Origin of the sequence: Sphingobacterium yanglingense (assembly GCF_004363245.1) — a bacterium.
Lineage (GTDB): Bacteria > Bacteroidota > Bacteroidia > Sphingobacteriales > Sphingobacteriaceae > Sphingobacterium > Sphingobacterium yanglingense.
Window position 1 is genome coordinate 904797 of the sequence record NZ_SNYV01000011.1, and the last position, 22998, is coordinate 927794.

Below are 22998 nucleotides of genomic sequence, written 5' to 3' on the forward strand. Positions count from 1 at the left end.
AATGACTCGCACCTTATTGACGGACAAGCAGTACTGCATCGAGAAATTTGAAGGCAAAGGCGGATGGACCTATGTCAGACTTCCGGAAATAGCACCGAGTAAAAACGCTCCCTTTGGCTGGGTGAGGGTCAGTGGTTCTGTCGACCAATACCCCATCAAAGCCTATAACTTACAGTCTATGGGCCAAGGGGTACTTTTTCTACCTTTAAAAGCCGAGCTTCGAAAACATATTAAAAAGCAAGCCGGCGATCTGGTACATGTCATCCTATTTGAAGATAATACACCCACTGAAATTCCAGAAGAATTAATGTTATGTCTATCGCAAGAAGATCAGATTTATGAAACCTTTTGCTCCTTTAGCGACGGCGAAAAGAAAAACATCGTAGACTGGATATACGCTGCCAAGACCGACCGTGTCAAGGTAGAGCGTATCGTTAAGACATTAGAACAGATCACCGCAAAAATCATTTAAAACTACATGGATAAAAAGACATACTTAATTTTTGGAGTCAGTAAAGGATTGGGAAAAGCAATCGCTCAACAGCTACCGAACAAAGAAGATACGGTATTTGGCATTTCGAGAAGTAAACCAAGCTACCTAGAAGAGCAAGAAAATATGCGCTGGATAGCCGCTGATTTAGCAGCACCTAGTTCAGCGAACCGCATATTAGTGGACGAAATCCAAGATCAAAAAATAGACTACTTTATCTATAATGTAGGAATCTGGGAAGGCCTCGCTTTCTCTCCTGACTATGATTTCCAAAACGTATCTGAAAGCGAAATTATTACTATTGTTAATACGAATATCACCTCCTGCCTACTGACGGTACAATCAATTATCGCAAACCTCAAACAAGCGAGCAATGCAAAAGTGATTTTTATAGGGTCGACATGGGGGTTGGATAATCATAAGGGCAAAGAAGTTGTCTTCTCGGCCTCCAAGTTTGCATTAAGGGGAATCATCCATGCTTTACGTGAGAATCTTCGCCAGCACAAGATTGGAGTCTCTGTTTTGAATCTCGGATATCTAGCGACCGAACCCGAAGATCAAGAAAGTGAAGCGCTCATCCCCATGGCAGACGTTATCTCAGCCCTTCGATTCATAATGAGTACATCCAACTCCAGCTGTGTCAAAGAGATTAATATGCCAGCTATGCAGGACGACAATATATAGGTTCATTTTCGATCGTATGGCCTGCTAATTTTTGCGGTCTCTATAATCGACTGCCTGTAGTGTGCCATCTTCTCGTTTGATATGTGTTTCGGCTCCAATTACGATATCTGTATTTTGCGCCGAGACACATAACCAACCTTTTGGATGTTTTCGAGCGACAAAAAGAAACATATTATTCCTAGTACCAGCCTTACCATGCAAATCGCTCTGTCCCGATAGTTGCATCCGAGCATGTACCACAGCGATATCTTCAGAAAGATGCTTTACCTTTACTTTTCCCAATTTCAATAAAGAATCCTTAAAGATCACGGTCAGGCCATAGTCATGGGCTTTGCGAATAGCCTCCCGATTGTCCCACCAGATCCCAACCACATTAACAAAATCAGCGTTTTCTTCAAATAAATCGGCGATATAATCAGCGCAACGTAAGTTCCAGGCTTCAACGAATAAAACGGGAATATCTTCCGGTTTTGTAACTATAGGTGCTATCATTTTCTTTCTTTCAGGCTAGTGCCATTGAAACTGAATATACACTAATTTCGGCAAGATATAAAACAGGCTGTCTTGAAAGACATTTTTTAAAAGTATCCTATTCTTTCCTGTTTATCATGTCACCGACTTCAAAAAGACCTTAAAAACTGCTATTCACAGAGATGTGAAAGCGAAATTGTTCGCATAGATTAAGAACCTCTTGTCTCCTTTCCTCCCTGCTCGCAGGATCGCTGAGCAGTTGGTCAAGATAAGCCATATACTCCGAAATAGTATCAACAAGCTGCGAATTAGGATGCGTTTCGGCCTCCATTGTGTTAATATCCAATAATCCCACCTGCTCAAATCCAACTTGAGCAAACGTTGTAGACTCCGGGAATAAGCGACGTAAAGTAAGGTAGTAGGCCAAAAGCAGAGGAGCAGAACAATCTTGAGCATGATAAGTAGCACCATGCTCCTGTTGACACAAATAAATCGCTCGCTCTAGGTCACCGAAGCTCCCGGTTTGATGTGTCAACAGGTCGCATTTTCTCTTTGTTTCTATGATGGAATTGGTAATAGCTTCCTCTCTCATAAGGAATGTAATATTTGAATCAAAGAATATGCTCATGGTACTCTGCTGTGTTTGTGTGTAAAACTATGGAATGCAATAGCGCAAAACATAATAAGTTTACAGGACAAAAGTAAACAGTAGATTAAATCATTTTTACGGGAAACCGTAAAACCATAATTTTATATTTATCTCCATCCTCCCCCCACTGCTTTGTAGATATTGATCAATGCTAGAAATTGTGACTTTTTAAGCTCTAAAGCCTCTAATTTAGCATCCAGCACATCACGCTGTGTCGTCAATACCTCCAGGTACTCTGCTCTATTACCAGCAAACAATTCTTTCGAAATATCGATTGCACTACTCAGCACATCGACCTGTTGTTGTTGCTTTTCCATTTCTTGTTGTAGATTCGAAACGCCAGCCATTTGATTTGCTACCTCTAGGTAAGCATTCAATACCACTTGCTCATAGTTATATAAAGCCTGTAGTTGTCGAGCTGTAGCCGACTTAAACTCCGCCTGTATGGCGTCACGATTTATTAAAGGAGCAAACAAATCCCCTGCTAAAGAATATAACATGGACTCAGGAGCTTTAATCAAGTAAGAAGGCTTAAAAGCCTGTAATCCCACAGCTGCCGAAATATCCAACGAAGGATAAAACTCAGCTCTAGCAACCTTAACATCCAGTTCTGCAGCCTGTAACTCCAACTCAGCCTGCTTCACATCAGGTCTATTATGAAGGATCTGCGATGGAATACCTACTTTCAATTCCGAAGGAAGCGTCTCTGCTAAAGCATTATGATTTCTCGCAATAGGCTGTGAATACCTCCCTAACAAAAAGTTAATTCGATTTTCTGTCTCCACAGACCGCTGTTTAAGCTTGTAGGCCAAACCCTGCGTTTTCAATAACTCCGCTTTAAATTTTTGTACAGCCAGCTCATTGACACGTCCAACAGCCCGTTGCGCTATAACGACCTCTAATGCTTGTTGCTGCAAGGCAATATTACTATTGACCAGTTCAACCTGATTATCCAGACTGATCAACTCATAGTAGGATGACGCAATTTCGCCAATGAGATTGCTCAACACAAAGTTCTTTCCTTCTACAGTAGCGAGATATCGATTTTGGGCAGCCCCTTGCGCCTGATGTAATTTACCCCATATATCAACCTCCCAATGTGCAGAGGCCACCAATCCAAAATCTCCCAACGGATCAGGCATATGGTGCCCCGGCTCTATCTCAGTCGATGCATCCCCAGCACCCTGACTGGTATAACGTCCTACCTTTTCTATACCTGTTCCCACTTTCAGTCCCCCTTTTGGATATAGATTGCTCTTACGCATCGCGACATCGCTCTTTGCGATCTCGATTTCCTGAAGCACGATATTCAACTCCTTATTCCTTGATAAAGCCGTATCAATCAACACCTGTAAGTCTTTATCATTAAAGAAACACTTCCATGGAATACTAGCCCAGGAAGTACTATCCTCTTTCGCACTCTTGTAAACCTGAGGCAGATCCAGTTGAGGTTTTTGCTCTTTGATAGCAGGCACTTTACAGCCTGCTATAGATAAGCCTAGCATCGAAAAGACTAGGTATCTGAAATATGTTTTTTTATACATTATGATCGATCTCTTCGGTTAATGGATTATCTTCTTCATTTTTTATCAATTGCTTACCGACTGATATCTTCGCAAAGATGTAATACAGCCCCGGTATCAGTAATATTCCTATAATCGTACCGAACAACATCCCTCCGGCCGCTGCAGTACCTATCGTACGGTTACCCAGCGCCCCAGGTCCCGAAGCGAATACCAACGGAATTAATCCAGCAATAAAGGCAAATGAAGTCATCAGAATCGGTCTGAAACGAACTTTAGCCCCTTGCATAGCCGCCTCTAAAATCGGCACCCCATTCCTTCTCTCCTGTACCGCAAACTCTACGATCAGTACTGCATTCTTACCCAATAAACCGATGAGCATCACCAGAGCGATCTGTGCGTAGATATTATTTTCCAATCCAAAGACCTTCAGAAGGAAAAAAGCACCGAAAATACCAACCGGAAGCGATAGAATAACAGCTAGTGGAAGTATAAAACTCTCGTATTGTGCTGCCAGTACCAAATAGACAAAGCCCAGACAGATCAGGAAGATATAGATATCCTGATTGCCCCGTCCTACTTCATCTTTAGAAATACCAGCCCAATCGATACCATAACCCCTAGGTAGAGTCTTTGCTGCCACCTCAGTCACCGCCTTTATAGCCTCGCCACTACTGTAACCCGGAGCAGACGAACCACTTATCTCGGATGCATTAAACATATTGTGACGCGTTATTTCGGACAAGCCATACACCTTGTCCATATGCATAAAGGCAGAGAAAGGCACCATTTCATCCTTATCGTTCTTGACATAGAGCTTCAATATATCCTGCGGTAGCGCTCTATATTCAGGTAGCGCCTGCACCATAACCTTATATTGACGACCGAATTTGATAAAATTTGTCTCGTAGTTACTACCGATCAATGTCGATAGCGTATTCATGGCATTTTCAATCGTAACCCCCTTTTGCTGCGCTACATCATTATCGATATTGAGCATATACTGCGGAAAACTCGCGCTGTAGAATGTAAATACCGAAGACAGTTCAGGCCGTTTGTTCAGCTCTGCTACAAACTCCCGGCTCACCTGTTCCATTTTCTGAAAATCACCACTCCCCTGCTTATCTAATAGACGCAACTCAAAACCACCAGCGGCTCCATATCCTGGTACAGCAGGCGGTTGGAAAAACTCAACCTGTGCCCCAGGAATATCCTTAGCCATCTCTTCCAGTTCTTCGATGATTTCCTGCGCGTTATGCTTCCGTTCGTTCCAATCTTTCAGATTGATAAGACAAGTACCCGTATTGGCCGAAGTACCCTCAGTAAGAATCTCATAACCAGCTATAGAAGACACCGAAGCGACCCCATCAATATGTGCTGCCAGTTTCTGCAGCTTATTCGCAGCTTCGTTTGTCCGCTCCAACGATGCCCCGGCTGGGGTCTGTATGATGGCATATATCATACCCTGATCTTCATTTGGAATAAAACCACCGGGCAGACTGTTGTTCATTAAATAAGCCCCTATACTAAAGATGACAATAATCAAAAATGTTAAGGCCCGCTTGTTGACCACCTTAGATAGAACCGACTGGTATAATCCGAGTTGCTTTTCAAAGAAGCGATTGAAAGCGAGGATAAAACGATCCAAAACAGACAGTTTTTTCTTTCCGTGATGATTTTTTAATAGGATGGCACATAGTGCTGGAGTTAACGTTAAGGCCACAATTCCAGAAAGTATGATCGAGGTTGCCATCGTAATGGAAAACTGTCGGTAGAATACCCCTACCGGTCCCGACATAAAAGCCACTGGAATAAACACCGAAGCCATCAAAAACGTGATTGCGATGATTGCCCCTGCTATCTCATGTATCGCTTTCATCGTCGCCTTGAGTGGCGAAAGGTGCTCAATCTCCATCTTAGCATGCACTGCCTCAACCACAACAATCGCATCATCTACTACAATCCCGATCGCCAACACTAAGGCGAATAAAGTGATCAGATTGATTGTTATGCCAAACAACTGCATAAACATAAATGTCCCTATCAAAGAAACAGGTACCGCTAAGGTAGGAACCAGGGTCGACCGCCAATCCCCTAAAAAGAGAAATACCACAATACCCACCAATATAAATGCCTCAATCAGTGTATGCACTACCTTCTCCATTGAAGCATCAAGGAACTTCGATACATCATAACTGACTTCATACTTTAGTCCTTTCGGAAAGCTAGGTTCAAGCTCCTTCATCCTTGCTTTGACATCCTTTATAACCTGAGAGGCATTACTCCCGTAAGATTGTTTTAAGGTTATGGCTGCCGATGGCTTGTTATTTAATGTCGAGTACAAATCGTACAATGCACTTCCAAATTCTATGTCCGCAATATCCTTAAGTCTCAGCAACTCACCGTTGGGATTGGCTCTGACCACTATATTAGCATAGCCCTCTTCGTTGGTATATCGTCCTGAATATTTCAAAACATACTGAAAGGCTTGGGAGCGCTTACCTGAGGCATCTCCTGTCTTACCTGGAGATGCTTCCAAGCTCTGTTCCGACAACGCTTTCATTACCTCTTCTGCCGAAATTTTATACGCTAACATACGGTCCGGTTTGAGCCAGATGCGCATCGCGTACTCCCGATTACCCAAAATATCAGCAGCACCGACTCCATCTACACGTTTCAATTCAGACAGTACGTTTAGATCTGTATAGTTAAACAAAAAATTTCCATCCAGCGTGCTATCTTCCGAATACATATTGATATACATCAACATATTAGATTCCTCTCGGGTCACCTTTACCCCTTCCCGTACCACAATCGGAGGTAGTTTATTCACCACCGATGCTACACGGTTCTGTACATTCAGCGAAGCCTGATTCGGGTCTGTACCTAGATTAAAGATCACCTGTATAGAAGCCTCCCCATCATTACCAGCATCAGAGGCAATGTATTTCATTCCCGGCACTCCATTTAATGCCCTTTCCAGTGGAATAATAACAGATTTGATCATTAACTCTCCGTTAGCTCCAGGGTATTCGGCCGTAATATTGACTTTCGGAGGTGAAATCGAAGGAAACTGCGTAACCGGCAATGAAAAGATGGCAATAATACCTAGAAATAGAATTACCAACGAAATAACTATCGCCAATACAGGCCTGTGTATAAATTTATTAAACATCTTATATCGTTATTAAAAAAGTCTATTCCGCTTGTATACGTAGATTAGACAATACCTTACGTGGTGCTTGAAACTCACCGATTACTTTATCCCCTTCATTCACTTTCTGTACTCCTTCCAGCAGGATTACATCTTCGGTCTTCAGTCCATCAGACACGATGTATATATCCGGCAATGAGCCTGATATTATGATCCGACGGGCGTGCACCTCTCCTTTCTTGTCCACAACAAATACATAGGTCCTGTCTTGCAGTTCGTACGTCGCTTTCTGGGGTATCAGCAAGGCTTGACTCACGGGTACCTTCATCTGCACCTTTCCAGTCTGTCCATTTTTAAGTAAACCTTCGGGATTCGGAAAACGGGCACGAAAGGCAATATTCCCAGTTTCGTTGTCAAACTCACTTTCGATCAGTTCTACAGCGCCTTTATAAGGTAGCATGGTGTTATTTGCCAGGAGAAGATCCAGGTTGTTCTCTGCTTTATGATCTTTATCATTTTTATAATCCAGATACTCGCGCTCAGATACATTAAAATAGACCTGCATATTACTATTATCGGAGAGACTGGTCAATAAGGCTCCTTCATCAATAAGACTTCCCAGACGTAAGGGAATCCTATTTATCGTTCCGCCAAATGGTGCACGTATCTCTGTAAAGGATAGGTGAGCCTTAGCGATGGACATTTCAGCCTTGGTCTGTTCGTATTTAGCCTTGGCCATTTTGACTTCGTTATTGGCTACAATATTTTTGCTGGCCAGGGTTTCTGCATTTTGCAGTTCGATAGCGGCCATATCCACTTCTGCTTTTGCTTTCTCATACTCCGCCTGGTATAGCGTAGGCATTATCTTAAATAGCAACTGCCCTTGAGTCACGTGCTGCCCCTCGTCTACATAGATCTGCTGTAGATAACCTTTCTCCTGAGCCCTGATTTCAATATTTTTGAGCGAACGTATCTGAGATACATACTCTCTAACGAGGCAAGTATCTGTTCTCAAAGGTGAAGTCACCGTAAATTTTTCCTCTACGGAATGCTCGTGCCCCTTGCTAGTACAGGACATGCAAAAAATCGCACTAGCCACGATAAATAGATTGGCTTTCATTAAAATAAACATTAGTAGTTAAACTTACTGATGAGAAGTAGACCTCAACCTGTTAGTACAGATGTAGGCTCATTCCCTCCATTCGGTTTACTGTATTACATGAGGTATATACCCCAATTAAAGTTGTTAAATAGTTATTATGAAGATCTTTCCGATTACAGATCATGTATTAGCCGACAGCTAACCAATGTTTGAACGTTCAAAAGAAACCGGAAGAAAAAAGAAAACCGTCTTAACTAAAAACGGATTTAGAAGCGCATAGGGTGCGCTAAATCAGTAGTACACGCTGTACCAAATATTGCTCCTGCGCTCTGGGAGCCAGGTAATAACAAAAAGGCAACCTTCGTTTGAAGAAAAAGAAAAATTGAATCAGCAGTCCTCCATACACCAACATAAAGAAGAAATGCGGAGAGGAGAAATACCTTTGAACGACAGAGAACAGATCCGCTTCGGATAAACTTTCTACAATAGAGTTTTGACTAAAAGGAGATTCTTGTTCTTGACCTATCCGAAAAACTTTAAATGGCTTAAATCGAGGTGAACTCTGGTGTAGGTTTGATATCGAGAAGGTGCTTACAGCTGTATTAGATGACAAGTATAATAGTGGGCAACACAATGTCCACAGTACCATAAATGCTATCCAAAAATCCCTTTTCATTTTCGCTCAAATTTACATTTAGGTATGAAATTCTAAATGCATTTAACGTTTTTTAACTAAAAGGGATTTTCTGTTTAAAGATTTAAAATCTTAAAACCTATTAAATCAGACCAATATCTTTACAATAGGCAACCAGCTGCTCATTCTTAGAAAAGCCAAGTAGATCTTTCATCAGGCCCAGGCGTTTTTCAATGCTACTTAATCCAGAAGGTTTTATGTTTCGTTCTTGTAAATGATAAGGTATATTCTTCTGTAATACACCCTCAGCCAATAACGAAAGGATGTTAACGTCCAATGCACTAAAATCATGCGAATTCCGAGTACGTATAGCTTGCTTGATATCAGGGGATTGATACTTACGTCCTTCAAACAATGTATATAATGCTTCTTTCAGATGTTGGGCATCCCGTCTCGCTTTACGCACATAGCCCTGCACGCCATATTTGTTAAATAATTCTTCAATTATACTACTACGATTCTCCGCAGAAAAAACAATAACCTTAAGATTAGGCTGAATCGCGGCAATTTCTTTAATCAGCTCCATCCCACCCGATATACGTTGTTTATTATAGTCATCCTCAAATGATAAATCCGTAATTAATAAATCGTATGGCTCGTCGTCACGAAGCGCATTACGTACCCAACTCAATGCGTCATCACAATAATAGACATATTTCGTATCTATTATTCCAAGCTCCTGAAGTGTTTTCTGAACCGAAATATTAGCTATTTCATGGTCTTCCGCGATAAGTACTTTTTTAAACATAGTTTTCGTTTTTTCAAAAGATAGGAATCGAAATATGCACTTTCAGTCCCTTGCCTATCTCACTAACAAATTTAATATCACCATTTATATTTTCCATACGGTTTCCCGTACTATTCAAACCATTTCCCTTTATAAATTTATGCGGCAAGCCAACGCCATTGTCATTATAATAAATATTCAATCGATTTTCCAATCGTTCAAAACGCACAACCACCCTATCAGCTTGACTGTGTTTCCGCATATTGACCATCAATTCTTGGAGCACATGCTCCACTTCGATCTTGATGACCTCAGAAATAGAATCCCACATCTTGGCTTCATTTCCCGCCATTATAACCTGTCGGCTTTCGGTAACATACGATCGGAGCAACTCTCCCAGAGATTCATGAAACTCCTGCTTCTCGGCGGAAGGAGCCTCTTGTACTTCATAAGAAATATCCCTAGACTTCTCATACATGCTTTCCAATCGATCCAATATTCCCTCTCTATCGATATCTTCTCTATTTTCAATCTCCGTCATTACACGGTACAATCCATTAGCCACTACATCGTGTACTTTTCTTGAAGTTTTGAGTTGACTTGCTTTTATTCTATTATTCGTTTCTAGTAAAAGCCGCTGCTTACGTCGTTTATACCAAAAGAGACTAAAAACAGCAAGCAATGTAAAAACAGCCACAATTGCCCATGTCAAGATGTGCTGCATAGTGATCCTATACTTCTTATCATTGACCTCATTCTGTAGTTTCAAGTTATCTGCCTTGTTTTTCTCCACCTCATACCGAATCAAAGCGAATTGATTTTTTGCTTTAGAACGTACAAGCTGTATACTGTCTGACAGCTCTTTATAATCATTAAAATAAGCTTTGGACTTGACTGCTGGACTATAAGAGATCAGCTGTTGTAATGCATCAAGCCTATCGTCAACACTGTTGAGATCGATTGCTACATCATATCTTTTCTGGGCGTAATATAGGGCAGAGTCTGTATTACGATTTTCATAATAGTGCGCTAAATGTGCTAAACTCGAATTTATCCCCCATTTATCCTCTTGGCGAGTACGAATTGCTAAAGCTTTTTCCAAATCAGCGAGAGCGTTATAATTTATGTCACTTTTATTGCGCTGGCTTGCATAATTCGTTAGAGCTCTTGCATAATCTTTCTCATCCTTACTCTCCCCAGCCAAAATATACTTATAAATATTTAGCGCCTTCTTCTCTTCCCCCATGTTTGACAACGTCTTCGCTTTATTGTTTAAAAAAACTTTGGTATCCAAAGAATCCTGAGAATAATGAATAGCTCTATCATAAAATAAAACCGCTCTTTGATGATCTTTTAGCTCATCCGTCACATTACCAAGGTTATTATAATTAAAACTCAAATATACAGCATGGTTAACATTATTGGTATCGAGATAGTTATTCGCTTCCAGAGACAATTCTTGTGAAGTCAAGTAATCGCCTATTTCCCAAACCGTAACAGCCATTTGGATTAGGCAGTTTGCGGCATTAAGACTATCCTTGGCATCGATAGCCATATTCTTTATATTTTCGAACTCGGCAAAGGCACTATCCGGCTTTTCATTATCTAGGTAAGCAAAAGCGCGTTCATACTGTCGAGAAAAGTCTAGAACAGTTTTCTCAACCTTCTTAGGTTCCTTTTCAGAACATGAAAACAAGACAATAAGAAGCAAAAATAGACCCGTAATCCTCAAAGCAAACAATTATGCCTTGAATCTACAAAAAAAGTAAAATATAAGGCGACAAATGCCGCCTTATATTTTTATACGTTTCCCTTTATCGGATTTGGTATAGGAGGTCTCCCCCCCCCTTTGTCTCCGCCTTTACTACCATCCGCTACAATATTTTCAATTGACTTATCCGCTTTCGGGGTTGAATGTAAGGATAAGCTATTCGCCATAAACAATGCGATAATTAAATGCCACATGGGTCAAAAAATTTAAAAGTCTAAAAACAGGTAGGTCAGGTGCTCCACGCACCGGATTGCTACGATTGTCTTCAGAAGGCCTTCTGAATTTTTTGGGAAGTGTGAACATATAGCCCGGAAAACAGAAACTGCTTCCCAAACCGGCTTGTATTTTCCGGGCTATATATTTTTTAAAAAATCTTGAGCAACGTTTGCCAACACTAGTAATGGCTCATCATTTTCTCTGATTTACAACGCAAACATAAACACCATAAATACCTAAAAACCAAACGATTCCAATATTTCCAAGGTTTCCACAACAGTTCCAATATCACCGTGTATTTTCCGATAATTCCGTACAAATGCGCTTTGATATAAAATGACAGGACTTACGGTTTTCCGTAAATTCCGATACAAGAGGGGATTAACTTTGTTGTATGTTTGAGCTATTTAAAGAAGCAGTGAGGTCTGCTTATCTAATGAAGAAAAATAACAGAACGCTTCCCTATGATGAATTAGAGAAGCCTTCACCCGGTGATCTACGAAACTTGTTTCTGCTACTAATGGCAAGAGGCTTATCGCAAGATGATCAAGAGACCTTAGTCCGATTTTTAAAGTATAATGGAGCGTATGCCGAATTAGACACCTACATTCGTAGATATGATCTGGACAAGTTTAGACCGCTGAGAAATTACATTCTGGGCAACACCTCCAATCCTTCAGAAGATGTCGTAAAAATATTGGCTATGCTTATAGACTTTCAACCCCGTCCTTACCGTAAATGGCGGGAGAATCACCTCGCAGAAGTTGGGATTAAAAACGAGAATAGAGAATATCAAAACCGGCAGGAACCGTATTCTTCTCTAAAAAATACTGCAACGTTAAGGAAAAACAACTCCAGACCGATTATTACAAGATCTTCCGGTTCGTCTTCATCCATTCGGAATGGCCTCAAATTATTACTGTCTCTAGGAATAATATCGACTGTAGCTGCCGTATTTATTGCAAAAGAATAGGCTATCTGATTACATACAATCAAATAGCCTATCTAAAACTATAAAGTACCATTCGAGGGGATATCTTAACGCTCCACAATTAGCTATTAATAAAAATAATCATCTAATAATTACCTATAAAATATCCCGTCACTGCTGTACTTACAATGTACTCAACGACTTAGTTTTCGTCTAATACAGCTAAACTTTTCTTTATGATCTCGATCGCTTCCAACAACTCGGCTTCGGATATCACCAAAGGTGGAGCGAATCTAATTTTATCCCCATGAGTAGGTTTGGCCAGCATTCCATTCTTCATGAGTTCAATGCAAAGATCCTGGGCTGCATCGGGATTCGGGTGATTGATAACAACGGCATTCAGCAGCCCTTTACCACGGACTTGTTTAATGTATCTGTGATTTAGTTTCTCCAATTCAGATCTAAATAACTGCCCCAGTTTCTCAGCTCTATCAGCTAGATTCTCTTCTTTCAGCACCTCAAGCGCTGCAATCGCTACCGCACAAGCCAAAGGATTGCCACCATAAGTAGAGCCATGCTCTCCGGCTTTGATACAAAGCATCACTTCATCATCAGCGAGAACAGCTGATATAGGCAATACTCCTCCGCTAAGTGCTTTTCCTAAAATCAAGATATCTGCATGAACGCCTTCGTGATCACAAGCGAGCATCTTGCCTGTACGTGCAAGCCCCGTTTGAATCTCATCGGCAATGAACAATACATTATTTGCTTTACAGATCTGGTAACTTGAAGCTAGATAGCCATGGTCTGGTACATATACGCCAGCCTCACCTTGAATGGGCTCAACCAATAATGCAACCACATTAGGGTCCTGAACAGCGCGTTCTAACGCCTCTGTATCATTATAAGGAATAGTCACATACCCCGAAACGAAAGGACCGAATCCATTTCGTGCAGTATCATCTGTACTGAAAGAAATAACATTTATCGTACGTCCGTGGAAGTTTCCTTCTACTGTAATGATTTTAGCTAATCCCGGTTCAACACCTTTTACCTCATACCCCCATTTACGTGCTAATTTCAACGCCGTCTCGACAGCCTCTACTCCTGTATTCATCGGCAGTACCTTATCGTAACCGAAATAGGATGTAATATACTGGGTATAGCCAGCCATCTTATCACTATGGAAAGCCCTTGAAGTAAGTGTCAATTGCTGTGCTTGCTCCGTCAATGCATTAATAATCTTAGGATGACAGTGTCCCTGATTTACAGCTGAATATCCAGATAAAAAATCAAAATACTCTTTACCTTCTACATCCCATACCTTAGCACCGCTTCCCTTTGATAAAACCACAGGTAGTGGGTGATAATTGTGCGCTCCATGTTTCTCTTCTACATCGATAAAGGAAGCTGTTTTTGCTGGAATTTGATAATTGTTATACATAAGTTTATGCTTGTTTTACTTCCCCACTCTACTAGCAGAGTCCAGTGGAGAGGCGAAAATTACTATTTCCCCAAAGCTATAAAAATATAACATGACCTAAAAGCGCAGATAGAAAATCAATAAAAGCTTGAATAAAAATAGAGATTCACAAGATTTATTTAAGCTAATGAATGAATTCCCCAGTAAATTTATTGCCTTCTGGAGCGTATCTCTAGATTAACGATAATATCCCGCTTCTTGCCTTCGATAAGTCCAAGATCCCCAGCCACAAACACACCTTTATCATTGGTAGACATATTCCTTATTCCGTAGACCGTAGACTCGTCCCCTGGATCTGTCGCCCCTTCATAGCGGTACAAATAATCGATAATATATCCGTCTGCTTCATTCTGTAACCGATCAAAATGCACGTTATAATCAATTGTATATCCCTTTTCACTTAGCTTTTGCAAGGCAATACTTGCAGATTCATAATTAAAAATAGTTTTCATCAAACCTCCTTACATTTTTTATGTTCTCTTACCATAACTATAACAAATCACAGGCAAATCTGTTTAGAGATTTATATAAAAACCCTTATCCTGACACTTTTTAACCCAAAATTAATTTCAGTTTCCATATTAATTTGACCCATTTATACGCAAAAAAAATAAATGCGTTAGAACAGCTTAAAATCAAAATAGAGCAATCCCCACTTTTTCGCAACCAAAAAAACCTTACATATTTTTAAAAAATGACCGAAGAGTTTTTTAAAAAGACTTAGACAACTTTTCGAAATGGCTTAGGCAACTTCGAAAAGTTGCCTAAGTGAGTTTGACAACGCAGAGGTAGCGCACAAAACTAACCCCAAAAGAAACAAACATTCCTACAGCGAACATTCATTTTCGTCAAAAATCACCTTTAGAGCAATCCACCCCCTACTCTATTGTGCTTATCGATTTCGGCACAACACAGTAGTTCGACTAAAACGTTTCATGCGGCAAATATTAAATATTAACTTTGGGCAACAAAAAAAGAAAACATCATGGCACATCCCATCCCTACAACTGCGAGCAACCCATCGGAAGCATTCTCCCGACTTTTGACTGTGATGAATACCCTGCGGATAGATTGTCCCTGGGACAGAAAACAGACGATGGAAAGCCTACGCCACCTGACCATCGAAGAAATGTACGAACTGGCAGATGCGATTCTGGATCAAGATCTCAATGAAGTAAAGAAAGAATTGGGCGATCTCATGATGCACTTAGTTTTCTATGCGAAGATCGCTGAAGAACAGAATGCATTTGATATTACCGAAGTGCTCAATAGTGTCTGTGACAAATTAATCCACCGTCATCCACACATCTATGCTGATACAACAGTAGACAATGATGAAGATGTCAAAGCGAACTGGGAGCAGATAAAATTAAATGAAGGCAACCGTTCAGTTCTGGCGGGGGTCCCAAAAACACTGCCTGCCCTGGTAAAAGCATATCGCATACAGGACAAAGTACGTGGAGTAGGCTTTGATTGGGATGATAAGACTGAAGTCTGGAAAAAAGTAGAAGAAGAGCTCCAGGAATTCAAGCAAGAGTTTGATATTGAGCACAGCGATGCCGTAGATCTGGAAAAAGCAGAACAGGAATTCGGTGATCTACTATTCTCCTTAATCAATTATGCCCGGCATATGGGGATCAATCCGGAGAATGCATTGGAAAAAACAAACAAAAAATTCATCCGGAGATTTAACCATTTAGAACAGCGTGCGTCCGAGAACGAACAAAAACTCAGCGAAATGAACCTCGCGGAGATGGATATCTACTGGAACGAAGCAAAGACACTAGGTCTCTAAACGGTCATAATATCGAAAACTAAAAATAAAATAAAGGAATTATTCCGTAATTTCGCCACATATGGAAACTGTCGTTAGCGGTATCAGAAGTACCGGAAAATTACATTTAGGAAACTATTACGGAGCATTGAGTAATTTTGTCAAAATGCAAGATGAATACAATTGCTTCTTTTTTATAGCCGATTTACATTCTTTAACTACCCACCCGAACCCACAAGACTTACAGTCTACAGTTCGTAATGTCGTAATTGAATATTTAGCAGCCGGCATTGACCCCGAAAAATCAACGATCTACGTTCAGTCAGATGTACCTGAGGTAGCTGAGCTTTATCTCTACATGAATATGAACGCTTATCTGGGCGAGTTAGAGCGATCTACTTCGTTCAAAGACAAGGTACGTTCAAGCCCAGATAATGTGAATGCAGGTTTATTAACCTACCCGGTGTTAATGGCTTGTGATATTTTACTTCACCATGGGACTAAGGTACCTGTAGGTAAAGATCAAGAGCAACACCTAGAAATGACGCGCACATTCGGCAATCGTTTTAACCACCTTTATAAGGTAGATTATTTCAAGGAAGCCTTTGCATTCTCGTATTCTAACAAATTGGTGAAAGTACCGGGATTGAGCGGACAGGGCAAGATGGGCAAATCAAATGGAGACGCAGATTGTATCTACCTATCCGATACACCGGAAGTAATCCGTAAAAAAATCATGCGTGCTGTGTCTGACTCTGGACCAACAACGCCTAATCAGGAAAAACCGGAGTCGGTACAAAACCTCTTCGATCTTATGAAAGTGGTCTCTACGGACGATACACTTGCTCATTTTGATGACTTATATAATAAATGTGAGATACGGTATGGGGATTTCAAAAAGCAACTGGCCGAGGATATGGTCATCGCCACAGAACCTGTACGCTCACGTATAGAGGAAATCTCTAATGATGAGGATTATATCCAAAAAGTGCTTCGCATGGGTGCTGAAAAAGCTTCAGCAAGCGCCCAAAAAACATTACGTGAAGTAAGGGAAATAATTGGCATCAAAAAACTATTTTAGTTAAATTACGACTAGAACTCGTAATCTTTACTTTTTAACTTTTATTTAAGCTATGCACATTGCAATCGTTGGAAATATTGGAGCTGGAAAGACGACATTGACTAAACTACTGGCTCAACACCTCAATTTTGAGCCTCAGTTTGAAACAGTAGATGACAACCCCTACCTCGAAGACTTTTATAGTGATATGAAAAGGTGGGCTTTCAATTTGCAGATTTTCTTTTTAAACAGCCGCTTCCGTCATATTGTTGAGCTCCAAAGTAAAAGCATGAATATGATCCAAGATCGGACAATCTACGAAGATGCCTATATTTTTGCGGAGAACCTCTATGACATGGGATTGATGAGTGCACGTGACTTTGAAAACTACAGCAATATATTCCAGAGTATCATAGATTATATCAAACCGCCGGATCTTTTGATTTATCTAAAAGCTTCGGTGCCGACATTGGTCAATAATATACAGACCAGAGGCCGGGACTATGAATCAGGTATCCGTTTGGACTACCTATCGAAGCTGAACGATAAGTATGAAAAATGGATCAATAACTATACTGAGGGAAAATTATTGGTTTTAGACAAAGACAACTTGGATTTTGCGAACAACCCCGAAGATCTTGGAACTATAATCCAAAAAATCGAAGCTGAACTTTACGGTCTATTTAAAAAATAACTATATTCCCAGAAAAAAAGGCTTTATTTATATTTTTTGTAAATAAAGCCTTTTTTCTGAAAGTGTATACTTCAAAGGCCATCAAGATTTTTTCTAATACATTGACATTAAAAAAGTTTTTTTACCTTTGCCTATCTAACAAACAAAAACGCATTATATGTAAAATTGATTTCTTCTCTTTTTTAAACCACAACTACCCCATCAGGGGATCGGTTATTCTATTACAATACAAAAGAAGAAATCATGCTTATTTTACAAAATGTATCCTATACATTTCCGAACAAATCTATTGCATTTGAAAATATTGGTTTTCACTTGGCTGCTCAAGAGAAAGTAGCGTTAGTGGGAAATAATGGAGTCGGAAAATCTACTTTATTACACCTGATCAGTGGAGATATCTCCCCATCACATGGGCATATACAGGCCAATGGAAGCGTATACTTTGTACCTCAGGTATTTGGACAATACAACCATCTCACCGTAGCACAAGCTTTAGGCGTAGAGGCCAAACTCACTGCACTGGACAATATCCTCAAAGGCAGTATTGATGAAAGTGATTACCTAACGCTGGATGATGATTGGTCTATTGAAGAGCGCTGTCAGCAAGCACTTAACGCTTGGGGATTAGAAGATATTGCTTTAAGAGCTTCTATCGAGAAGCTGAGTGGCGGGCAGAAAACCAAAGTATTCCTCGCCGGTATCGCTATTCACGATCCACAGCTTGTGCTTCTTGACGAGCCATCCAACCACCTGGATGCATCAAGCCGGGAAAAATTGTACAGCTATATCGCACAGAGCAACAAAACAATGCTTATCGTGAGCCACGACCGACAGTTGCTCGACCTTTTGGACATCACCTTTGAAATGACACCGCATGGCATAAACCGCTATGGAGGCAACTATGAGTTTTTCCTTGAACAGAAGAATCTACAATTAAGTGCATTGGTTGACGACATTGGCGCCAAAGAAAAGGAAATACGCAAAGCAAAGCTTAAGGAACGAGAAACCGCCGAGCGTCAAAACCGGCAGGATTCAAGAGGTCAACGAAAGCAGGAGAAAGAAGGCGTGGCACGCATCATGATGAATACCCTCAAAAATAAAGCGGAAAATAGTACTTCGAAGCTTAAAGCGGTGCATCAATCAAAAATTACCGATCTGAACAAAGACCTCACGACATTGCGTTCTTCTGTCCCGGACTTGGATAAAATGAAATTTGACTTTCAAAATATGCGTGTCCATGAGGGCAAGACGCAGTTCGAAGCAAAAGACATACAGGTCATAAAGAATGACGGAACTCCACTGTGGCCCACTCCCATTAGTATACTTATACGAGGAGGTCAACGTATCGCCATACAGGGAGACAATGGCAGTGGTAAGACCACACTCTTGAAAATAATCTTGAAACAGACGACACCACAAGAGGGAAAATGCTTCTCCGCTTTTGAACATGCCGTTTATGTAGATCAAGAATATGCCCTGTTGGACAACAAATTAACACTATTCGAACAAGCACAGCTCTTTAATGATTCAGGCCTCCAACCTGCGGAGATCAACACCCGTCTAAAGCGGTTTCTATTCCAACCGGACGACTGGAATAAATCCGTTAGTGTGTTGAGCGGAGGTGAACGGCTACGCCTTACACTCTGTTGTCTCACGGTCTCTCCAAACGCGCCGGATCTGATTATTTTGGACGAACCTACGAATAACCTGGATCTTCAAAATGTGCGCATATTGACGCATGCAATCAATTCATATGAAGGCACTTTGATTGTCGTATCACATGATGCTACTTTTCTGGAAGAAATTGGTATTAAGGACTTTATAAAGCTCTAAAAAGCTAGAAATTCGGGGATGTGGAAATCTATAAAAATGTGCAAAACCTAGATTTAAATTCTGTCTTTAATTGTTTATTTTCGTACGAACTAATACTACAAGGTGAATGGAGCTAACTAAGCTTGAAATCAAAGGTTTTAAAAGTTTTGGTGATAAAATCACAATAAATTTTAACGAGGGAGTTACGGCTATCGTCGGTCCGAATGGTTGCGGAAAATCCAATGTGGTAGATGCTATCCGTTGGGTATTGGGTGAACAGAGTACAAAGACCTTGCGTTCGGAAAAGATGGAGAATATCATCTTCAACGGAACGAAGACGCGAAAGCCAGCCAATCTAGCTGAGGTATCATTGACTTTTAACAATAATAAGAGTGTGTTGCCGACCGAATTCACCACGGTGACGATCACGCGCAAACTGTACAGAACAGGAGAAAGTGAATACAGACTCAATGATGTAAAATGCCGGCTCAAGGATATTACAGATTTATTTCTGGATACAGGTATCGGTGCAGACACCTACTCTATTATTGAGTTGAAAATGATTGACGAAATTATCGCCAATAAAGATAACTCTAGGAGAAACCTATTCGAAGAGGCTTCTGGGATATCCAAGTACAAAGTCCGGAAGAAACAAACACTGAACAAGCTCAAGGAAACCGAGGCGGATCTATCCCGTGTCGATGACTTGCTATATGAAATCACGAAGAATCTAAAGACCTTAGAAACACAAGCGAAAAAGGCGGATAAATACTTTTTACTGAAAGAGGAATACAAAAAGGCAAGTGTCGGATTAGCGTACTATCGCTTGGATAGCTTTAGCTCAGACCTAAGCACACTAGGTGAAAAGGAAAAGGAGCTAACACAATCCCTACAGACTACCCTCGAGCAGATTGACAGTAAGGAGAAGGAACTTCGTACAGGTCGTGAAGAAATATTAGTAAAGGAGAAAAGTCTCTCTACCCAACAAAAAACGACTCACGAATTTCAAAACAAAATCCGGATATACGAATCGGAGAAAAAAATAAAGAACGAGCGTCTCCATCACTTACAAGAGCGGGACGCACGAATCCAAACGGAACAAAATCTGGACAAACAGCAACTCAGCCATGTCGATTCTACCTTAAAAAGACTACATGAGGAGATTTATGAAGAGCAGGCCAAGTTAGATGTTTATCAGGATGCGATACAGAAGAATAAAACGGAGGTTGAAGAACTAAGAGGTCAACAACAAACCGCAAAAAGTAAGCTAGACCGTTTTGCTGCTGAAAACAATGAACTGCAAAATAAGATCTATAAGGTCGAAAAAGATATTGCCGTCTTTAATATTCAAAAGGAATCGCTTGAACAAGAATCCTTGCGTAATATCACGGATGCGAGTAGCAAAGCAGAGGAGTTAAATCAATTTAACCTAGCTGTTGATGATCTACAATCAAAGGTAGACGCGCAACAGGGGTTGTACGAGCAGGCCTTAGAGCTTGAAAACGAACTCAACGGTAAAATCCAGGTTGCGGAAACGAAGCTTGCACAAGCAAAAGACGAGCTCAGCAAAGAGTCTCGTCTGGTAGATGCCAAGCAAAATGAGTATAACCTTACAAAGTCGCTGGTGGATAATCTCGAAGGTTTCCCGGAGTCGATCAAGTTCTTGCGTAAAAATGCGGGATGGAGTAAGTCTTACCCCCTATTTTCGGATATCCTTTTCTGTCAGGAAGAATACCGGGTTGCGATTGAAAACTACCTAGAATCGGTAATGAACCACTATGTAGTCGACACGCAACAAGATGCGATACAAGCGATTAATCTTTTGAGCGATGCCGCGCGCGGACGGGCCAACTTTTTTGTTCTGGATGCAGTGTTGCAACCTCTCGAGCAAGCGACCGCTACAGTGCCGAGTGGCATGGTGTCTGCAATGGAAGTTATTAAAGTAGATAAGAAGTATGAAAAGCTTTGTCTAGAATTACTGAAGAATGTCTATCTCCTCCATGCGGACGATCCTAAGTCTATAGAGACAGCATTACCAACTGCAGATGCCGTTATCTTACATCATGAAGGTAAATTTAATAAACATAAATTAGGCTTAAGCGGTGGTTCGGTTGGTCTTTTTGAAGGTAAGCGTATCGGTCGTGCAAAAAACCTCGAAAACCTAGCGAAAGAAATCAAAACACTCAATGCGCACATAGCCGAGTTACTAGAGGTCGAGGAAGAGCAAATCGAACTCATCGCGTCTTTAAAGCGACAGTCGCAGAAAGAAGTAATCGATGAGCTCCGTATTCAGTTGGCACGCCTACAAAATGAGTGGACCTCTGTAAAGACAAAGCAAGAACAATATCAAGCATTCTTAGCTAATTCGCAGAATAGAAAGGCTGACATAGAATCCCGTCTGGCACAAATCGCGGAGGATCTCAACAAAGCCGAGCCTGAATTGAAGATATTGAAAGTCGAAAGTGAAGAACGCCAAAAGCAAGGCTTAGACTTACAGGCTGCATTCAATGATTTAAATGATTTCCTAACCGAACGATCGGCGGAATACAACCAGGAAAACATTCGTCTGCACCAACAGCAGAATAAGTTGTCGGGCGTTCAAAAAGACCTGGAATATCGGGAAAGTCAAAAGGAAGCGTTGGAAGAACGTATCAATAAGAATACGGCCGAGCAAGAGCAAATAAAGGTAGACATGAAAGATGCGCTGACCTTTACAGACAGTAATGATGATGATTTGAAGGGGCTTTACGAACAAAAAGAATCCTTGGAAAAGGCTTTACATGAAATGGAAGAAGTCTTCTACTCTTTCCGTAAGCACCTTAATGACCTTGAAGAGGAAGTAAGTAACCTACGTAAAGCCAAGGATCAATATGATTTCTTAATTACGGAGATAAAGGACAAAAAGACGACCCTCCAGATTGACCTTAACAGCCTTAAGGAACGTCTTTCTGTAGAGTTTAATATTGATATCAAAGAGCTCCTTGAAGGGGAAATGCCAGAGATTGAACAATCACATGAGGAGCTCGGCTCCCTATGTACTCGTTTGAAAAAACAGCTGGACGAATACGGAAGTATAAACCCTATGGCTAAAGAGGCTTATGATGAGATTACAGAACGCTTTAATTTCATTACGAAAGAAAAGAATGACTTGGTAGCAGCTAAAGACTCTTTGCTATCTACTATTCAGGAAATAGATGATAGTGCCAATGATAAGTTTATGAATGCCTTTACTTCGGTACGCGAAAACTTTATCCGTGTATTCCGCTCATTATTCAACGAAGAAGATAGTTGTGACCTTATTCTTAGTGACCCTAAGAACCCGTTGGAATCAGACATTGATATTGTGGCCCGTCCAAAAGGAAAACGCCCACTATCAATCAATCAACTATCAGGTGGAGAGAAAACGCTAACTTCTACGGCCTTACTATTCTCCCTATACCTCTTGAAGCCTGCACCATTCTGTATCTTCGATGAGGTAGATGCCCCATTGGATGACACGAATATCGACAAGTTCAACAAAATCATACGCGAGTTCTCCAATCAATCCCAGTTTATCGTGGTTTCCCACAATAAACGTACAATAGCAAGTACCGACATTATCTACGGTGTCACGATGGTAGAACAAGGGATATCCCGCGTAGTACCTGTCGACCTAAGAGACGTAGCGTAGTTCTGCTCCAATCGGATAAAACATATGTCCCGGCGCCTTCCTAAGGCTGTCGGGATTTTTTTTGCAAACTTTTCAAAGTTCCATACGTTCTAT

General features: G+C 40.8%; 19 protein-coding genes. 8 read left to right on the forward strand and 11 right to left on the reverse strand.

Features of this window, described 5'->3' with window-relative positions; genetic code table 11:
* Window position 1: 1 nt before the first annotated feature.
* Both CLV99_RS06170 and CLV99_RS06175 read left to right on the forward strand, forming a co-directional pair.
* The gene (locus CLV99_RS06170; protein ID WP_133583599.1) at window positions 2-472 is read left to right on the forward strand and encodes a YdeI/OmpD-associated family protein; all 471 of its coding nucleotides are present in this window, start codon (window positions 2-4) and stop codon (window positions 470-472) included.
* A gap of 6 nt (window positions 473-478) precedes the next feature.
* On the forward strand, window positions 479-1174 hold the full coding sequence (locus tag CLV99_RS06175) for an SDR family NAD(P)-dependent oxidoreductase (protein ID WP_133583600.1): 696 nt from the start codon (window positions 479-481) through the stop codon (window positions 1172-1174).
* Between the two features lie 24 nt (window positions 1175-1198).
* Here the strand turns inward: CLV99_RS06175 and CLV99_RS06180 are convergent, their stop codons facing one another.
* From CLV99_RS06180 to CLV99_RS23155, 9 genes are all read right to left on the reverse strand, one after another.
* Window positions 1199-1666 carry an SgcJ/EcaC family oxidoreductase gene (locus tag CLV99_RS06180; RefSeq protein WP_133583601.1) on the reverse strand — a complete coding sequence of 156 codons (468 nt, stop codon included), beginning with the start codon at window positions 1664-1666 and terminating at the stop codon, window positions 1199-1201.
* A gap of 139 nt (window positions 1667-1805) precedes the next feature.
* Window positions 1806-2237 (reverse strand): hypothetical protein, encoded by a 432-nt coding sequence (locus tag CLV99_RS06185; RefSeq protein ID WP_133583602.1) that lies wholly within the window; start codon window positions 2235-2237, stop codon window positions 1806-1808.
* A gap of 164 nt (window positions 2238-2401) precedes the next feature.
* On the reverse strand, window positions 2402-3838 hold the full coding sequence (locus CLV99_RS06190) for a TolC family protein (RefSeq protein WP_133583603.1): 1437 nt from the start codon (window positions 3836-3838) through the stop codon (window positions 2402-2404).
* Window positions 3831-6992 (reverse strand): efflux RND transporter permease subunit, encoded by a 3162-nt coding sequence (locus CLV99_RS06195; protein WP_133583604.1) that lies wholly within the window; start codon window positions 6990-6992, stop codon window positions 3831-3833. The genes CLV99_RS06190 and CLV99_RS06195 overlap by 8 nt, the downstream gene beginning before the upstream one ends.
* 22 nt (window positions 6993-7014) lie before the next feature.
* Complete coding sequence (locus tag CLV99_RS06200; RefSeq protein ID WP_133583605.1) at window positions 7015-8091, reverse strand: efflux RND transporter periplasmic adaptor subunit; 1077 nt, start codon at window positions 8089-8091, stop codon at window positions 7015-7017.
* Between the two features lie 268 nt (window positions 8092-8359).
* Window positions 8360-8749, reverse strand: coding sequence for a hypothetical protein (locus tag CLV99_RS06205; protein ID WP_133583606.1), 390 nt, complete (start codon window positions 8747-8749; stop codon window positions 8360-8362).
* 100 nt (window positions 8750-8849) lie between these two features.
* Window positions 8850-9515 (reverse strand): response regulator, encoded by a 666-nt coding sequence (locus CLV99_RS06210; protein WP_133583607.1) that lies wholly within the window; start codon window positions 9513-9515, stop codon window positions 8850-8852.
* Between the two features lie 13 nt (window positions 9516-9528).
* Window positions 9529-11226 carry a tetratricopeptide repeat-containing sensor histidine kinase gene (locus CLV99_RS06215; RefSeq protein ID WP_133583608.1) on the reverse strand — a complete coding sequence of 566 codons (1698 nt, stop codon included), beginning with the start codon at window positions 11224-11226 and terminating at the stop codon, window positions 9529-9531.
* A 68-nt stretch (window positions 11227-11294) separates the two neighbouring features.
* Window positions 11295-11459, reverse strand: a complete 165-nt coding sequence (locus CLV99_RS23155) for a hypothetical protein (RefSeq protein ID WP_162850037.1) — start codon at window positions 11457-11459, stop codon at window positions 11295-11297.
* Between the two features lie 416 nt (window positions 11460-11875).
* Here CLV99_RS23155 and CLV99_RS06220 point away from each other — a divergent pair, with 416 nt between their 5' ends.
* On the forward strand, window positions 11876-12454 hold the full coding sequence (locus CLV99_RS06220) for a hypothetical protein (protein ID WP_133583609.1): 579 nt from the start codon (window positions 11876-11878) through the stop codon (window positions 12452-12454).
* 160 nt (window positions 12455-12614) lie between these two features.
* Here CLV99_RS06220 and rocD read toward each other — a convergent pair whose 3' ends face one another.
* A complete protein-coding gene (rocD, locus tag CLV99_RS06225; protein WP_133583610.1) occupies window positions 12615-13856 on the reverse strand; it encodes an ornithine--oxo-acid transaminase in 1242 nt (413 codons plus the stop codon).
* 188 nt (window positions 13857-14044) lie between these two features.
* Window positions 14045-14347, reverse strand: coding sequence for a hypothetical protein (locus CLV99_RS06230; RefSeq protein WP_133583611.1), 303 nt, complete (start codon window positions 14345-14347; stop codon window positions 14045-14047).
* A gap of 533 nt (window positions 14348-14880) precedes the next feature.
* Here CLV99_RS06230 and mazG point away from each other — a divergent pair.
* The 5 genes from mazG to smc all read left to right on the forward strand — a co-directional run bounded on the left by mazG (window position 14881) and on the right by smc (window position 22905).
* On the forward strand, window positions 14881-15690 hold the full coding sequence (mazG, locus tag CLV99_RS06235) for a nucleoside triphosphate pyrophosphohydrolase (protein ID WP_133583612.1): 810 nt from the start codon (window positions 14881-14883) through the stop codon (window positions 15688-15690).
* Window positions 15691-15751: 61 nt separating this feature from the next.
* Window positions 15752-16750 (forward strand): tryptophan--tRNA ligase, encoded by a 999-nt coding sequence (gene trpS / locus CLV99_RS06240; RefSeq protein WP_133583613.1) that lies wholly within the window; start codon window positions 15752-15754, stop codon window positions 16748-16750.
* A 52-nt stretch (window positions 16751-16802) separates the two neighbouring features.
* Complete coding sequence (locus tag CLV99_RS06245; protein ID WP_133583614.1) at window positions 16803-17423, forward strand: deoxynucleoside kinase; 621 nt, start codon at window positions 16803-16805, stop codon at window positions 17421-17423.
* Window positions 17424-17666: 243 nt separating this feature from the next.
* Entirely contained in the window at window positions 17667-19256 is a 1590-nt protein-coding gene (locus CLV99_RS06250) for an ABC-F family ATP-binding cassette domain-containing protein (RefSeq protein ID WP_133583615.1), read from the forward strand.
* 106 nt (window positions 19257-19362) lie between these two features.
* A complete protein-coding gene (smc, locus tag CLV99_RS06255) occupies window positions 19363-22905 on the forward strand; it encodes a chromosome segregation protein SMC (protein WP_133583616.1) in 3543 nt (1180 codons plus the stop codon).
* The last annotated feature ends 93 nt before the right edge of the window (window positions 22906-22998 follow it).

What these genes read in the sequence shown, in the direction of transcription:
- CLV99_RS06170 (WP_133583599.1), top strand. Translation starts at nt 2, where the DNA reads ATGACTCGCACCTTATTGACGGACAAGCAGTACTGCATCGAGAAATTT.
- CLV99_RS06175 (WP_133583600.1), top strand. Translation starts at nt 479, where the DNA reads ATGGATAAAAAGACATACTTAATTTTTGGAGTCAGTAAAGGATTGGGA.
- CLV99_RS06180 (WP_133583601.1), bottom strand. Translation starts at nt 1,666, where the DNA reads ATGATAGCACCTATAGTTACAAAACCGGAAGATATTCCCGTTTTATTC.
- CLV99_RS06185 (WP_133583602.1), bottom strand. Translation starts at nt 2,237, where the DNA reads ATGAGAGAGGAAGCTATTACCAATTCCATCATAGAAACAAAGAGAAAA.
- CLV99_RS06190 (WP_133583603.1), bottom strand. Translation starts at nt 3,838, where the DNA reads ATGTATAAAAAAACATATTTCAGATACCTAGTCTTTTCGATGCTAGGC.
- CLV99_RS06195 (WP_133583604.1), bottom strand. Translation starts at nt 6,992, where the DNA reads ATGTTTAATAAATTTATACACAGGCCTGTATTGGCGATAGTTATTTCG.
- CLV99_RS06200 (WP_133583605.1), bottom strand. Translation starts at nt 8,091, where the DNA reads ATGAAAGCCAATCTATTTATCGTGGCTAGTGCGATTTTTTGCATGTCC.
- CLV99_RS06205 (WP_133583606.1), bottom strand. Translation starts at nt 8,749, where the DNA reads ATGAAAAGGGATTTTTGGATAGCATTTATGGTACTGTGGACATTGTGT.
- CLV99_RS06210 (WP_133583607.1), bottom strand. Translation starts at nt 9,515, where the DNA reads ATGTTTAAAAAAGTACTTATCGCGGAAGACCATGAAATAGCTAATATT.
- CLV99_RS23155 (WP_162850037.1), bottom strand. Translation starts at nt 11,459, where the DNA reads ATGTGGCATTTAATTATCGCATTGTTTATGGCGAATAGCTTATCCTTA.
- CLV99_RS06220 (WP_133583609.1), top strand. Translation starts at nt 11,876, where the DNA reads ATGTTTGAGCTATTTAAAGAAGCAGTGAGGTCTGCTTATCTAATGAAG.
- rocD (WP_133583610.1), bottom strand. Translation starts at nt 13,856, where the DNA reads ATGTATAACAATTATCAAATTCCAGCAAAAACAGCTTCCTTTATCGAT.
- CLV99_RS06230 (WP_133583611.1), bottom strand. Translation starts at nt 14,347, where the DNA reads ATGAAAACTATTTTTAATTATGAATCTGCAAGTATTGCCTTGCAAAAG.
- mazG (WP_133583612.1), top strand. Translation starts at nt 14,881, where the DNA reads ATGGCACATCCCATCCCTACAACTGCGAGCAACCCATCGGAAGCATTC.
- trpS (WP_133583613.1), top strand. Translation starts at nt 15,752, where the DNA reads ATGGAAACTGTCGTTAGCGGTATCAGAAGTACCGGAAAATTACATTTA.
- CLV99_RS06245 (WP_133583614.1), top strand. Translation starts at nt 16,803, where the DNA reads ATGCACATTGCAATCGTTGGAAATATTGGAGCTGGAAAGACGACATTG.
- CLV99_RS06250 (WP_133583615.1), top strand. Translation starts at nt 17,667, where the DNA reads ATGCTTATTTTACAAAATGTATCCTATACATTTCCGAACAAATCTATT.
- smc (WP_133583616.1), top strand. Translation starts at nt 19,363, where the DNA reads ATGGAGCTAACTAAGCTTGAAATCAAAGGTTTTAAAAGTTTTGGTGAT.